General features: G+C 50.4%; 11 protein-coding genes. 5 read left to right on the top strand and 6 right to left on the bottom strand.

Annotated features, from left to right (window positions below):
- The first annotated feature begins 20 nt into the window (after window positions 1-20).
- Complete coding sequence (locus FE839_RS07340) at window positions 21-608, top strand: fimbrial protein (protein WP_241675618.1); 588 nt, start codon at window positions 21-23, stop codon at window positions 606-608.
- A 48-nt stretch (window positions 609-656) separates the two neighbouring features.
- Here FE839_RS07340 and FE839_RS07335 read toward each other — a convergent pair whose 3' ends face one another.
- The 4 genes from FE839_RS07335 to FE839_RS07320 all read right to left on the bottom strand — a co-directional run bounded on the left by FE839_RS07335 (window position 657) and on the right by FE839_RS07320 (window position 4,577).
- Window positions 657-1,373: an EAL domain-containing protein gene (locus tag FE839_RS07335; protein ID WP_138360187.1), complete on the bottom strand. Its 717-nt coding sequence runs from the start codon at window positions 1,371-1,373 to the stop codon at window positions 657-659.
- A 138-nt stretch (window positions 1,374-1,511) separates the two neighbouring features.
- Window positions 1,512-2,096: a helix-turn-helix transcriptional regulator gene (locus FE839_RS07330; RefSeq protein WP_138360186.1), complete on the bottom strand. Its 585-nt coding sequence runs from the start codon at window positions 2,094-2,096 to the stop codon at window positions 1,512-1,514.
- Between the two features lie 5 nt (window positions 2,097-2,101).
- On the bottom strand, window positions 2,102-2,797 hold the full coding sequence (locus FE839_RS07325; protein ID WP_138360185.1) for a flagellar brake protein: 696 nt from the start codon (window positions 2,795-2,797) through the stop codon (window positions 2,102-2,104).
- A gap of 550 nt (window positions 2,798-3,347) precedes the next feature.
- On the bottom strand, window positions 3,348-4,577 hold the full coding sequence (locus FE839_RS07320; protein WP_138360184.1) for an amino acid permease: 1,230 nt from the start codon (window positions 4,575-4,577) through the stop codon (window positions 3,348-3,350).
- Window positions 4,578-4,964: 387 nt separating this feature from the next.
- On the opposite strand from FE839_RS07320, the gene FE839_RS07315 reads away from it, so the two are divergent.
- Window positions 4,965-6,143 carry an acetyl-CoA C-acetyltransferase gene (locus FE839_RS07315; RefSeq protein ID WP_138360183.1) on the top strand — a complete coding sequence of 393 codons (1,179 nt, stop codon included), beginning with the start codon at window positions 4,965-4,967 and terminating at the stop codon, window positions 6,141-6,143.
- 1,066 nt (window positions 6,144-7,209) lie between these two features.
- On the opposite strand, the gene FE839_RS07310 is transcribed toward FE839_RS07315, so the two are convergent.
- Window positions 7,210-8,385 (bottom strand): oligogalacturonate lyase family protein, encoded by a 1,176-nt coding sequence (locus FE839_RS07310; RefSeq protein ID WP_138360182.1) that lies wholly within the window; start codon window positions 8,383-8,385, stop codon window positions 7,210-7,212.
- A 540-nt stretch (window positions 8,386-8,925) separates the two neighbouring features.
- Between FE839_RS07310 and kduD the strand changes: the two genes are divergently transcribed.
- Both kduD and araE read left to right on the top strand, forming a co-directional pair.
- Complete coding sequence (gene kduD, locus FE839_RS07305) at window positions 8,926-9,687, top strand: 2-dehydro-3-deoxy-D-gluconate 5-dehydrogenase KduD (protein ID WP_138360181.1); 762 nt, start codon at window positions 8,926-8,928, stop codon at window positions 9,685-9,687.
- A gap of 525 nt (window positions 9,688-10,212) precedes the next feature.
- Window positions 10,213-11,631 (top strand): arabinose-proton symporter AraE, encoded by a 1,419-nt coding sequence (gene araE, locus FE839_RS07300; protein WP_138360180.1) that lies wholly within the window; start codon window positions 10,213-10,215, stop codon window positions 11,629-11,631.
- Between the two features lies 1 nt (window position 11,632).
- On the opposite strand, the gene FE839_RS07295 is transcribed toward araE, so the two are convergent.
- Window positions 11,633-12,628, bottom strand: a complete 996-nt coding sequence (locus tag FE839_RS07295) for a LacI family DNA-binding transcriptional regulator (RefSeq protein WP_138360179.1) — start codon at window positions 12,626-12,628, stop codon at window positions 11,633-11,635.
- Between the two features lie 244 nt (window positions 12,629-12,872).
- Between FE839_RS07295 and FE839_RS07290 the strand changes: the two genes are divergently transcribed.
- A complete protein-coding gene (locus FE839_RS07290; RefSeq protein WP_138360178.1) occupies window positions 12,873-14,114 on the top strand; it encodes an MFS transporter in 1,242 nt (413 codons plus the stop codon).
- The last annotated feature ends 14 nt before the right edge of the window (window positions 14,115-14,128 follow it).

The raw sequence follows: 14,128 nt of genomic DNA, 5'->3' as shown, positions 1-14,128 counted from the left end.
AACGGGGTCTGGTGAGCGCAATGCTTGTTGCCTCTTCGGCGTGGGGATTTGAGACCAATTATGATCAAGGGCGAGTGGATTTTGCCGGGAGAGTGACCGATATTTCCTGCAGTGTGACGCTCAACGGTGGCAATAATGCAGGCAGCGGTAGCGTCTGGCTGGCGCCGATCAGCCTGGCGGAAGTGCACGCCCGAGGCGCGGGTGCATTTATGAAACCGCAGCCTTTTACGCTGGAACTCTCAAACTGCCAGCTTCGCCATGATGGCGGCGCGGTGGATAAAGATGAAGTTCGGATGGTGAGCGTGCGCTGGATTGATGGGTTTATGGTCAATTCCGTCAGCAATGAAAACGCCGGTTATCTGGCGAATACGCGCGCGGACGGTGCCCGTCATATTTTTCTGGCGTTGTCGACTAACGACAATAATACCCTGGATAAGAGCAATAAAATTGTCCCGGCAGACCCGCTGCAAAACCGGGTGCCTTTGGTGGAAAAGTCAGTAGACGGCGGCGTATTTACTTACTACATCGGCTACGTTACGCCCACCCCGGAAAAAGCGACCAGTGGTTTGTTGACCAGTTGGGCGACCTGGGAGTTAGTTTATAATTAATTCGCTGATTTATTTATTGATTGTGATGCCGGAATGTTCCGGCATTTTTTAAATCCCGATTTCTTCTTGAATCAGTTGTTCCATGCTGACCTCTTGCCAGTAGTGCCCCTGAATGGCAAACCATTCCATACCCTGTAACCAGTTCTTATGTGCTTCACTTTCGATACCTTCAATAATAACATTATGCTGGTTACGGGTAAGGAAGGTGACCAGCGCATCCATCAGCGGTCGCCCCGCGTTTTTTTTCATTAAATCCCATAAAAGGTTTTTATCGATTTTGACATAATCAAAATGGTAGCCGCGAATGGCATTAATACCTGCGTAGCCTGAACCGAAGTCATCGAGCCAGAGCGTCGCGCGTTGTCCGGTACGCCAGGTGGCGAGGGCATTATTCAATAACTTATTTGAATTCTCCGTAACTTCAAAGTGGACGCAACCAATGTGCTCAATAATCTCCTGGATCTCTGGCCTGAGCAACACGTTCAGTATATGGTCGTCAACATTAATCGTCGCGAAAATACCCTTTTTATTAAACCATTGTTTATGTTTTTCAATGAGCGCCAGTTGTTCCATAAATATACTCTCACGTAACCCGGTATTGGCATAACGAAAGAAATCTTCAGGTGAGATGGGCATGCGATCGAAACGGCTCAGACATTCCACCGCGACGAGTGTACCTTTTGGGGAAAACATTTTTTGAAAGACATAACGAACGAATAAATCGCTACGTGAGAGGTTATGGCAGGGAAAAATGGTTGCGTTCATTATCTCTTATCAGAAAACAAGTCGAAAGTCGGGAGAGAGTAATATTATTATAGGTAACCTTTCTGCCGATGGGAATGATTAAAGGCAAAATACCAATTAATTATCGGTTTTTGATAGAGCACCGGCATACTGTAGATTTCAACATTGATACATATTGGCTATCATCTTGTGCATGCTCCATGAGTTATGCATGCCGAGTTTCTTCATGATATGTGCTTTATGGCTATGCACCGTTTTGTGGTCAATATCGAGAAGCGCGGCAATTCTTTTATTGTTGTTGCAGGTAATGATTAACTCCAGAATCTGGCGTTCCCTGGCGCTCAGCATTCTCTGGGTGCATAATTCCTGCACATTGTCTGGGGCTAATGGTGGGGTAATAATGGCGGCGAAATCTGTTATGGGTGATTTGTCATGTAGAATCAAAACATTATCCAGATTCAGAAGCTCCCGACACAGGCTGGATAGCTCGTTCTGGACAATAAGAACCAGCGATGTGCAGGACATCAGGTGATTTTGTAAGCTGTTAAGTAACGCGACAGTGGTGGCTGCCGCGATATCTTTATGAATAACATTGATGATCACGGTGTCGGTCAACGGAACGCAGATACCATTGGTCAACGCCAGCAGATCCAGCGTGGTAATGCTTTTCTGATTATCCGTAAGATAGTGGTAAATTGATTGCCCAATGATATTGTCATCGGTGTAAAGTAAGATACTGTTCAAGGGATTTAAACTCTCTTTTTTCTTTTGGCTTCCATAATCAAGTCGAGTAATACTTTTTCTATTCTCTTCTTGTTATCAGGATGGCGAAATTTAAACTGACAAGAAATCTGGTAGTAGCTTGCAGGGGCTTCTTTATCATCCAGGGTTACCATGACGACATTTTTTATCACCAGGTCTACGGTTATTTCACCATATTCAGCGAGGTCCAGAATGGCATTCTTGATGGTTGCATTATGGCTGAGAAATTTTAGATTGGGGTTTGCGGTTATCAGTGCGCAACCCCCATCCGAAATATCTTTGATTTCGAATAGATAGTTTTCTCCATTCTTATATCGGCCATGGCAGAGAAAGCCGTGCTCCTGATGTAACCGGAATCGTGGCGCGCGCCGCCGTTGCACTACCTTGATACAGTCAGGCAAGATGAACGCTACCGTATTACTTTCACCATGAGCACCCTGTTTTTTTAACATTGAGCAAAACTCTATTTTCCCGGAATCACTATGCAAGATAAACTTAACCTTATGACCGGCAGGGATTTTTCTGCCGGTGGCAATATGAAATTCAGAAAAATCCACACGTGTTAACTGGGTAATGGTGCTTTTGTTATTAATAATAATTTCTATCTCTGCCTGTTTCCGACGCTCTTCTCTGAAAATAGCAATAATTTCATACTTATTGGTCTTTATTGTTCCCTCTGTCATGTAAAATCCTTGTTAATTGTTATTGTGTGGCGTTGATTTTTTATATAGCAATACGAACATTCTGATTGTGTTAATCAGATGTTTTTATGAGTGTTTAATGTTGTTAGCTATCTTTTTGGCTAAATTGATTTGTATAAACTTTGGATGAGATATTGTTTTTCCTGCAATCAAGAGAACTAAAATCCTTTTGTGGCAGAAACAACAGATGCCTCCAGTCCGGAGGCCGATCAAAGAGCATTCAACTATTCTGTGTCAGGGGTATCGGTTAGAACATAATGCAAATAACAGCCAATTTATAGGATGTTTACACAAAATCATTTGGCAACATAAGAAGGGCAGGCGATAAATTCGCGGAGCGGGAATTTGCGCAACCGAATACTGGACTCCTGTCATGCATTCAATCCGCCGGAATGTCGATAGCGCAAATAACGGGAGATGGCATTTGGTGACGTGAAATCAATGGGCGATAAGGTGGGCGGAAGAGCAGGCGTGCGGAAATGAGAATACGGGCAGAACGGCGGCGAAGAAGGATCTCCGCCGCCCGGGGAGGTTAACTCAAGAACATTACCGAGACGCACAGTAAACCTACCACCAGGGTTATCACGTTACCGAGTGAGCGATAGGGTTTCAGCACCGGAATGAGATATGTGGACAGCGTCGGCATGATGAATAAAATCATTGCAATAAGTGGGCCGCTGATCGCATAAATCATTGAGATGGCGTTAGGGTTGATAAAGCAGACCACAAAGGTCAGCGTGGAAACCAGCAGGATCGACATCGCACGGTTAAATGCCCGGCTTTTGCGAATACCGACCTGGGCGAGGGCGGTTTTCACGATTTCATTGGCGCCTTCAATCACACCAAAATAGGTTCCAAGGAATGATTTCGACATCGCGACGACCGCGACAATAATTCCGGTCACCGCCAGCCAGGCCGGTGAACCGGGCATCATCGACAGCGCGGAAAGAATGGTCACGCCTTTATCACGCGCGGCTTCAATATACGTTGTAGGTATCGACAGCAGGCAACTGAAAACAAAAAACAACACGCTGGCACAGATAAGCGTGTAGGCCACCTTCATGATCTTTTTGCATTTACTCATGGCGTGCTCGCCGTATTTCTCCTGCTGATCGATAGCAAAAGTCGAAATGATCGGCGTATGGCTAAAAGCAAAAACCATCACGGGAATTGAGATCCAGATTTGGTGGAGCGTGTGCGGAGTCAGCTGCATTTGACTGGTCAGATACTCAGGCTGCCAGCTGCCCATTAAATAAACAGAGAGGAACAAGAAGCAGGCAATGAGCGGGAAGACTAAAAATCCCATCACTTTAATCGTGATATGGCGACCCATTAAAAAGATCAGATTCAGTACCAGCACCACGCCGAGGCTAAGCAATGCGCGTACTGCAGGCGTGATCGGAATAGAGCGGGATAACTGCCCGGCGAGCGAATTGGTAATGGCCACCGCGTAGATCAGCACCACCACGAAAAAAGCGAGGAAATAGAGCCCGGTAATCAGATTACCGATCTTTTTACCATAATAGTGATTAACGGCACCGGTGATCCCCGCGCCAGGGGCAATTTTGGCGGAGAGGATGAACTGACTCAGCGCCTTGTGCGGCCAATAAGTTAGCGGCCAGGCAACCAGTGTGGTGATGAACAGAACTATGGCGCCGGCAGCGCCCAACTGAATCGGTAAGAATAACGTGCCTGCACCTACAGCAGTACCATATAAGGCAAAACTCCAAAGTGTCTCTTCTTTAGACCAAAATTTATACATTATGCGACTTTATCAACCATAAAAAGAACAAAAAGGAGTGCAATTTATCACATTTATATATTTGCTGTGGCGATAGTTTCCGGCGGCGCGGTGAGGCGGCGGATCGCCGGTCATCGCTCTGGCCGCCTGCGAAAGATCATTGACGCGGATTACAGCCTGATGGCGCTGAATATAGTCGGTTATCCTCGTACTTTTTTGCTGTTGGGGAGTGGAATAAAAAACCTTGTCGGGAGAGGGGGGGAAGCGGGCTGTGCTGCGCTCTCGGGGGTTACGGGCGTTAAAATCGGCTAAAATCTTTGTGATTCATGCTCACTTTTTTAAATAATTGCGAAACTTATTGATAACAATTCACTACTATAGTGCTGTTTTTATGCGCAGAGGTAGAGGATGAAAGAGGTCGTAATCGTCGGCGCGCTGCGAACGCCAATCGGCTGTTTTCAGGGGACGTTGTCGCGTCATTCGGCGGTGGAACTGGGCAGCGTGGTGGTGAAAGCCTTAGTCGAGCGTAGCGGCGTCGATCCCCGGCATGTTGATGAGGTGATCCTCGGTCAGGTCCTGACTGCGGGCACCGGACAAAACCCGGCGCGTCAATCGGCGCTCCGTGGCGGACTGCCTGATACCGTTTCTGCAATTACCATCAACGATGTGTGCGGCTCCGGTCTGAAGGCGCTACACCTGGCGACTCAGGCCATTCAGTGCGGGGAAGCCGATGTGGTGATCGCCGGAGGGCAGGAGAATATGAGCCGTGCTCCGCACGTTTTAACCGACAGCCGCAACGGGGCGCAATGGGATAACGGTCAGATTATCGACAGCCTGGTCCACGACGGCCTGTGGGATGCATTTAATGATTATCATATAGGCGTTACGGCAGAAAATCTGGCGCGCGAGTATGATATCAGCCGCGAACAGCAGGATGCCTGGGCGCTCAGTTCGCAGCATAAAGCGCGACGGGCGATTGATTCCGGTCGTTTTCGCGATGAAATTGTGCCCGTGGCCACTGAGTACAACGGTATTTCACGTCTGGTGGATACCGATGAACAACCGCGATCGGAGACCAGTGCAGAAACGCTAGCGGGTTTGCTCCCGGCTTTCGATCGGCAAGGGTCGGTAACCGCGGGTAATGCTTCAGGCATTAATGATGGAGCGGCAGCGGTGATGATGATGAGTGAAGTTAAAGCTCAGGCGCTGGGGCTGCCGGTTCTGGCGCGGATCCGCGCCTTTGCCAGCGTTGGCGTCGATCCCGCGTTGATGGGAATTGCTCCGGTACATGCCACCCGCCGTTGCCTGGAAAGAGCCGGCTGGAAGCTGGATGAAGTCGATCTGATTGAAGCCAATGAAGCCTTTGCCGCTCAGGCGATTTCGGTGGGGAAGATGCTGGAATGGGATGAGCGGCGGGTGAACGTTAACGGTGGTGCGATCGCGCTGGGCCATCCAATTGGCGCTTCCGGTTGCCGTATCCTGGTCTCCCTGGTTCATGAGATGATCAAACGCGATTCACATAAAGGACTGGCGACCCTATGCATTGGTGGCGGTCAGGGGGTTGCGCTGGCGGTTGAACGTGAATAGAACTTTCCGGACGCCCGTTTCCGGCGCTTTCCGGTGGGCCAGGCCCGGAGGTTGAGTGCTGGTTTTGCCAAAAGTCAGGAGTCGCGTATTGTTTATTTTCGCCGGGTTCTGGCCTGGGGCCTGTTTCTTTTACCCGCAATTGCGTGGGTGGCAGCATATCCGCCGACAGGGAAATTCGTTGCGTTTTCCGATCAGGCGAGTGGCCGGTCGAGGAGGCGTACCCGAATTTTTCCTGGTCTCGACCGCCAGACCCGCTTCCGTGTGGAGGTGGCCTACTCGTTCTAAAACAAAAAACGCCCTCATCGTTTTCCCCGGAGCCGTTAGCCGCAATGCCGTTCACTTAAGAAAATCATCGGTGTTGTCTTTTGTTTTATTTGCCTGTGGCAATCGCATTATCGGTGGTTCTGGCGAGCATGACGTATTTTTCGTTTTCACCCATTCAGATTCCATGGCCTGTTCCGTTCACGATAAATACGCGATATTCGTTATATTCACAGCGTGTGAACGGGCAGGGGGACGTTTCGCCCGTCCCCCTGCACCCCCGGCATGGCGCTGAAAACCTGCCGCTCCGCGGTCCGCTCCACTCCGGCTTCATCTGGCGGACCGGGCGGGACTCGACGTCCTGTCTCGACCCGCCCTCTGGCCGCCGTCCTGGCGGCCAGTCCTGGATGCGCGCCTGCGTTCTCGCCAGGTTTCCTTGATGCGCCCAACCCCCATGCGGTGAGTCCGTTATTCGTCAGTGGCTTTTCAGAGGCTGAAAATCATAAAAAAAGTTATATCCTTTATATTTCATTCAGCCCGTATCAGCTCAGTAAGCGAATCAGATTTTCGTTTAAACCACCGATTGACAGAACCGCTCAGCCAGCCATAAATGCAACTGACAGCCCTTAACTGACCAGCATTAGAGCCGTTAGCCGGGGTTTTCTGTTTGTGTTTTCCGACGGATTGCGACGATTCACGATGTGAATTGCGTCGCCAGAAAGGGCGGATCACGCGCCAGAAAAAAGCCCTCCGCGAGGGAGGGCAAGGCCAGTTACAGAAACATTCACTCAAACAGTGACAAACGCTATGCCTTCAGCATCTCAGGATGCAACGGCAACTTCGCGATATAAACGGCAGGTTTACCGTCTTTATCGGAACTGAACAAAATGGCGCTATCGTCCGGCGTAAAGGACGGGTGCGGGTGGGTAACCTGGCGGCTATTGGCCACCGTGGCCCAGGAGGTATCGTGACGCGCGACGCGGAAATAAGCTTGTTTCGCGACATCAAAAGCGTACAGATACGGGTCATTATCAATGGTGTAGCCGCTGGTGTCTTTCACGTCCACAGGGGTGCCGGAACCATCGCCCACCAGCATTGTGCCGTCAAAATTACTCATCAGATGCGAACAGGCGGGCATCTGCATGACCGCTTCATTGACCCCGGTATCCGGGTTGAAGCGATAAATCGTCCGGCCCTGCTGGCCCTTCAGATAAGAGACATAGACCAGCGCGGAGCCATTCGGTACCCAGAATTCGTGGGTGCAGCTTTCACCTTCTGCATGTTCTTTGACTTTACGCACGTTGCTGCCGTCTTCGTTCACCATCCACATTCTTGCATCGACCAGATCGTGTGGGCCTTCATGGCAGAAGGCGACGGTGTTGTCATCGAAAGGCCGATAAATCGGGTGGCCCAGCCATTTTTTCTCTTCGTGGATCACACTGCTTTCGCCGGTTTGCAGGTCGACGCGCAGCAGACGGCAATGAGGACCTTTATGGAAGAAATCGTGGAAGATCTGCCAGTCGTTGAGCGGCGTCCAGTCGCTTCTGGCGATCTCGATGCCAACCAGTTTCGTGCAATCGCTGTTCGCAACCCAGGTTCCATAGCCCACCCAGTCGTCGGCAACACGATAAACTTCGCGTTCCTGCAGGGTGGTGAGGTTAACTTCCAGCAACGTGCGGTCGTTTTTTACGTAATAGAGGGATTTATCATCCGGGGAAAGGAAACCGCCAAACGTATTATCGCCAGCGCCTTCGGTCAACTGTACTGCCTCGGCTTTCGCCAGGTCCAACAGGTAGTAGTTCCAGTTACCATCGAATTCGCCGGCAAACAGTAAATGGCTGCCATCATTAAAAAAACATTTCTGATAGAAATAGTTACGATGACAGGTAACGTCGGGTGGGGTTAAGCGGGTGATTTCTGCGCCGGTGTCCGGATCGCGGCTGACGTCGTAATTCAATTTTACCCGCATGCCTTTAGCCATGATGTACTCCTTTTCCTTCCTGATATGTCGCCAGGTCATTAGAGACCGGTCAGCACGATTCTATTTAAAAGATGGGTGTTAATTTATCAAAACAATGTTTCATTATTTGTGATGACGTGCTCAATTAGCAACAATACCTTGCTCTGGATCGCACTTTTTCGCCATTGCACCATCTGATACCTGGCCAGTCGCCGCATTACTGTCGTTTCTGAAGGAGCTCAACCATTTTAATGAGATGTTAACCATATGTATTTTATGGAGTAAAAATAAAAAATCAGCGCTGGTCGTCATACACTTCGTGATCTGTTCGGCATTTTCAATATTGACACACATTAAAATTGAAACAATGTTTTAATAATAATTGAAAATGGCTTTAGGCAAGGATAAGATGGATAAACCTAAAAACGGAACTCTGTTTTATTTTTTATATGGGAAACCCCTGAGAGTTCTGTAAACCATATGGGTCTGCGCAAGCAAGCGGGCCGGACGAATAGAACCTCGCCTGTGCCTACAGGCACTGAAAGATGAAAGGAACCAAGTATGATTCTCGATACATTCTCCCTGCAGGGTAAAGTGGCCGTTGTCAGCGGCTGTGATACGGGTTTGGGTCAGGGCATGGCGCTCGGTCTGGCGGAAGCAGGTTGTGACATCGTAGGGATTAATATTGTTGAACCGACGGAAACCATTGAACGCGTAACCGCGTTGGGGCGTCGCTTTCTCAGCCTGACCGCCGATCTGCGTCAGATTGACGGTATTCCGCAACTGCTGGAACGCGCGGTGGCTGAATTCGGTCATATTGATATTCTGGTGAACAACGCTGGTCTGATCCGTCGTGAGGATGCGATTGAATTCAGTGAGAAAGACTGGGATGACGTGATGAATCTGAACATTAAGAGCGTATTCTTTATGTCTCAGGCGGCGGCGAAACACTTTATTGCCCAGGGGACCGGCGGCAAGATTATCAACATCGCTTCAATGCTCTCCTTCCAGGGCGGGATCCGCGTACCGTCTTATACGGCGTCTAAAAGTGCGGTAATGGGCGTGACCCGGTTGCTGGCGAACGAGTGGGCGAAACACGGTATCAATGTGAATGCGCTCGCGCCGGGCTATATGGCGACGAATAATACTCAGCAGCTGCGCGCGGATGAACAACGTAGCAGTGAGATCCTCGATCGTATCCCGGCAGGCCGTTGGGGACTGCCGAGCGACCTGATGGGGCCGGTGGTATTTCTGGCTTCCAGCGCCTCGGATTATATCAATGGCTACACCGTTGCGGTGGATGGCGGCTGGCTGGCACGCTAATTTTTCACCTCGTTTGGCTGTCATAACAAAAAACCGTTTCGGCAGTCATGCCAGTCAGTTCAGCAACTGACTGGCTGTTTTGCGTGGCCTTACCTCTGTTTATGCGCTTCTCATTTCTCCTTCGCAGGACGCGGTCTCTTCCCGCGGAGTGACGGTTCTACCGTCCCGTTCAATATCTCTCCAGGGATGGCGATAAAGATCCTCGCAGCCTTCTCCAGATAACGTATGGCAAACCTGAATCGGTATTGCCACGCCAGTAGCTTTCTCATGCTATAACAATAATTGTCCATATCATGAAATGGAAATAATCCATATTGTTTTTTTATATTTCATGGATAACTCTATATATTACAGGAAGTGTAGATATGAGAATGATCATTTTCTGTTTGCTCCAAAGTTGAATGTCCATCACAAAACGATCCTCAATAGCTAATTAATCCATATTTTTGGCTTGTCCGGCCTGACACTTGAGTTCACCGATCTCGTACTTTCACCCTATGTCTTACTTCGTCTGGCAGGAAAAAAATGATTTCAATTAGTCACGACTCTACATCCATCCCGGGTACGCAGCGCGATACCCGGCGCATGAATCAGTTTGTCTCAATTGCCGCCGCGGTGGCAGGATTGCTGTTTGGTCTCGACATCGGGGTGATTGCCGGCGCCTTGCCCTTTATTACCGAACATTTTGTATTATCCAGTCGCCTGCAGGAGTGGGTCGTGAGCAGCATGATGCTGGGAGCCGCGATTGGCGCATTATTTAACTGCTGGCTCTCTTTTCGACTGGGACGCAAATACAGTCTGATGGCGGGCGCAGTGCTGTTTGTCGCCGGTTCCGTGGGCTCTGCTTTTGCGACCAGCATTGAAATGCTGCTGATAGCAAGGGTTATTCTCGGGATTGCCGTGGGGATCGCTTCTTATACCGCGCCGCTGTATCTCTCTGAGATGGCGAGTGAACATGTGCGCGGCAAGATGATCAGTATGTATCAATTGATGGTGACGTTGGGGATCGTGATGGCGTTTCTCTCCGATACCGCATTTAGCTACAGCGGTAACTGGCGGGCGATGCTTGGCGTGCTGGCATTACCCGCCATTGTGCTGATTATTCTGGTGATCTTTCTGCCTGACAGCCCCCGCTGGCTGGCGGAAAAAGGACGCCATATCGAAGCGGAAGAGGTGCTGCGGATGCTGCGTGATACTTCAGATAAAGCCCGTGACGAGCTGAATGAAATCCGCGAAAGCCTGAAGCTGAAGCAGAGCGGCTGGGCGCTATTTAAGGTCAACCGCAACGTACGCCGTGCGGTATTTCTCGGCATGTTGTTGCAGGCGATGCAGCAATTTACCGGTATGAACATCATCATGTATTACGCGCCGCGTATCTTTAAAATGGCTGGTTTTACCACCACTCAGCAGCAGATGGTGGCGACCCTTGTGGTCGGTCTGACGTTTATGTTCGCCACTTTTATTGCCGTCTTTACCGTTGATAAAGCCGGGCGTAAGCCAGCGCTAAAAATTGGTTTTAGCGTCATGGCTATCGGTACGCTGGTGCTGGGTTACTGCCTGATGCAGTTTGATAATGGCACCGCTTCCAGCGGCCTCTCCTGGCTCTCGGTCGGGATGACAATGATGTGTATTGCAGGCTATGCGATGAGTGCCGCGCCGGTCGTGTGGATTTTGTGTTCGGAAATTCAACCGCTGAAATGCCGCGACTTCGGTATTACCTGCTCAACCACCACTAACTGGGTGTCGAATATGATTATCGGCGCAACCTTCCTGACTTTACTGGATACCATTGGCGCGGCAGGAACCTTCTGGCTCTATACCGTGCTAAACGTTGCGTTTATCGGCGTGACATTCTGGCTGATCCCGGAGACCAAAAATGTCACGCTGGAGCATATTGAACGCCAGCTGATGTCCGGTGAGAAACTGCGCAATATTGGTAATTAAATTACAATGACTCACGCGGTAACCATGGGCTGGCAACCCGCACCGTCTGCCGGTGACTGTCGCCGTTAATAATATGCAGGGCGCTCAGGCGCCCGATGTCATAGTGTGGTAACTGTACTGTCGAAAGCGGCGGTAAAAACAGATCGCCGATCCCCACCATATTGTCGTAGCCCACCACCGCCACATCCTGCGGAATGCGCAGCCCCTGGGCCAGCAGCGTTTGATAGACCATAAAGGCGATTCGGTCATTGCCACAAATGACCGAATCGAATGACGGCGCTTGCTGGTGAATATGTGCCAGCAGCATGGCAGGGATATCGCGATAGTGCTCATCGCCGTACGCCATATAGCAATGATCGAGTGTGCCTAGATCGATACCCGCTTCCAGACAGGCGCGTTCCAGCCCCTGACGGCGGCGGACGGTAGCCAGATGATTGGCCGGTAGATGCAGGCACAGCGGGCGACGATAGCCCGCGGCTAACAGCGCCTGTACCGCCGTATACTGACCTTGCTCATCATCCGGGATATAGCTGGCAACCGGATCGCGCAGACTTTCGCAGTTGGCGAGCACGCAGGGGAGGGTCAACAGCTTGGCAGGGAGCGGCACCTGGCGCAGGCCCATGGTGGTGTAGATAATGCCGTCCGGACGATGGGAGAGCAGCAGATCGACAATGGTTTCCGGGCTATCGTCGGAAAACATGTTCACCACGAAGCTATTCCAGCCGTGTGCCCGCGCGGTTTCTTCGATGGACAGGGTAATTTCCACCGAGAATGGTGTGGTGACGGTATCCAGCGCCAGCACCCCAATGGTGTTTGGCGTGGCGTGCGCGCCGCGGATTTTTTTCGCCGACAGATCGGGAACGTAATTAGTCTGTTCGATAGCGGCCTGGACGCGGGACAGGGTCTCCGGCTTCAGTTTTTCCGGGCTATTCAGCGCCCGCGACACCGTCATCAGCGATACATTCGCCAGCCTTGCCACATCTTTCAGAGATGCCATATTGAGTGCTCCACCATTGCCGTCCGACAACGGGTTATACAACTAAGTTGCTGATGTAAAAGGATCATACGACATTCTATCCCACACATGGCGTACGCGTGGATGAGGAATATTTGATCGTGATCTCATTCCTGTTATGTTAACGTTAACTTTTGTGATTAACATCATAAATATCAGCAAAACGGCATGAGTTTCTTTTTTTGTTAACGTTACCATGTCGGCATTACCCCAACATGAGAATGTTATGATGAAAGCGCATCGCTCTCAGAGCTATCCGTTACTCAGTGCCTTACTGTTTTTCTTTTTCGTCACCTGGTCTTCTTCAGGCTCGCTGCTCTCTATCTGGTTGCATCAGGAAGTGGGGCTGAAAGCGGGGGACACCGGCATCATTTATGCGGTGCTTTCCGTCTCCGCGCTGTTTGCCCAGGTTTGTTACGGCTTTATACAGGACAAGCTTGGTCTGCGCAAAAATCTGCTCTGGTATATTACCGTGCTGCTGATCCTCTCTGGCCCGGCCTATTTGCTATTTGGTTATCTGCTGAAAATTAACGTATTGCTGGGCAGTATTTTCGGTGGGGTTTATATCGGTCTGACCTTCAATGGTGGCATTGGGGTTCTGGAATCTTATACCGAACGCGTAGCGCGCCAGAGCCAGTTTGAGTTTGGCAAGGCACGAATGTGGGGATCGCTGGGCTGGGCGGTGGCGACGTTTTTTGCCGGTTTACTGTTTAACATCAACCCGCACTTAAATTTCGCGGTAGCCAGTTGTTCCGGACTGGTGTTCTTTATTTTACTGGCGCGCTTGCGGGTTTCCTCTGCGCCGCACGCTATGCAGGAAGCGGTATCAGGGGGAAAAGTCACGCTGGAAGATGCCTTGCGTCTGCTGACCCTGCCGCGCTTTTGGGCGCTGGTCTTCTTCGTGGTTGGCACCTGCATTTACGGCGTGTACGACCAGCAGTTTCCGGTCTACTTCTCTTCTCAGTTCCCGACCTTGCAGGAAGGCAACGAGATGTATGGTTACCTGAACTCGTTCCAGGTGTTCCTTGAAGCTGCTGGCATGTTTTGTGCGCCGTGGCTGGTCAACCGTATCGGCGCGAAAAACGGCCTGATCTTTGCCGGGATGGTGATGGCGATGCGTATGGTGGCTTCCGGGCTGGTGGAAGGGCCGCTGCTTATCTCGATTAGCAAACTGCTGCATGCGGTCGAACTGCCGGTGCTGCTGGTTTCTATCTTTAAATACAACAGTTTAAATTTTGATAAACGCCTCTCATCTACCCTGTATCTGGTGGGCTTTGCCTGCACCAGCTCGGTTATCGCCACGGTGTTGTCGCCCCTGGCGGGCTATAGCTATGAAAAATACGGTTTTGCCCACTCCTACTTGATTATGGGACTGCTGGTGTTCTGTACCACCTTTATCTCCATCTTTTTATTACGGTCCGGTAAGTCATCTTCCGATCCGCTGGTGCCGCAAACTTCCGCTATCTGAAGCAAAAGAGTAAC

It is taken from the genome of Klebsiella indica (assembly GCF_005860775.1).
Classification (GTDB): domain Bacteria; phylum Pseudomonadota; class Gammaproteobacteria; order Enterobacterales; family Enterobacteriaceae; genus Klebsiella; species Klebsiella indica.
Note: the sequence above shows the minus strand (reverse complement) of the source record. Positions and strands in the feature narration are given on the sequence as shown.

Bases quoted from the DNA above. Each gene is read 5' to 3' on its own strand.
- FE839_RS07325 (WP_138360185.1), bottom strand. From the start codon at position 2,797: ATGACAGAGGGAACAATAAAGACCAATAAGTATGAAATTATTGCTATT.
- FE839_RS07315 (WP_138360183.1), top strand. From the start codon at position 4,965: ATGAAAGAGGTCGTAATCGTCGGCGCGCTGCGAACGCCAATCGGCTGT.
- kduD (WP_138360181.1), top strand. From the start codon at position 8,926: ATGATTCTCGATACATTCTCCCTGCAGGGTAAAGTGGCCGTTGTCAGC.
- FE839_RS07340 (WP_241675618.1), top strand. From the start codon at position 21: ATGCTTGTTGCCTCTTCGGCGTGGGGATTTGAGACCAATTATGATCAA.
- FE839_RS07290 (WP_138360178.1), top strand. From the start codon at position 12,873: ATGATGAAAGCGCATCGCTCTCAGAGCTATCCGTTACTCAGTGCCTTA.
- FE839_RS07295 (WP_138360179.1), bottom strand. From the start codon at position 12,628: ATGGCATCTCTGAAAGATGTGGCAAGGCTGGCGAATGTATCGCTGATG.
- FE839_RS07335 (WP_138360187.1), bottom strand. From the start codon at position 1,373: ATGAACGCAACCATTTTTCCCTGCCATAACCTCTCACGTAGCGATTTA.
- araE (WP_138360180.1), top strand. From the start codon at position 10,213: ATGATTTCAATTAGTCACGACTCTACATCCATCCCGGGTACGCAGCGC.
- FE839_RS07320 (WP_138360184.1), bottom strand. From the start codon at position 4,577: ATGTATAAATTTTGGTCTAAAGAAGAGACACTTTGGAGTTTTGCCTTA.
- FE839_RS07310 (WP_138360182.1), bottom strand. From the start codon at position 8,385: ATGGCTAAAGGCATGCGGGTAAAATTGAATTACGACGTCAGCCGCGAT.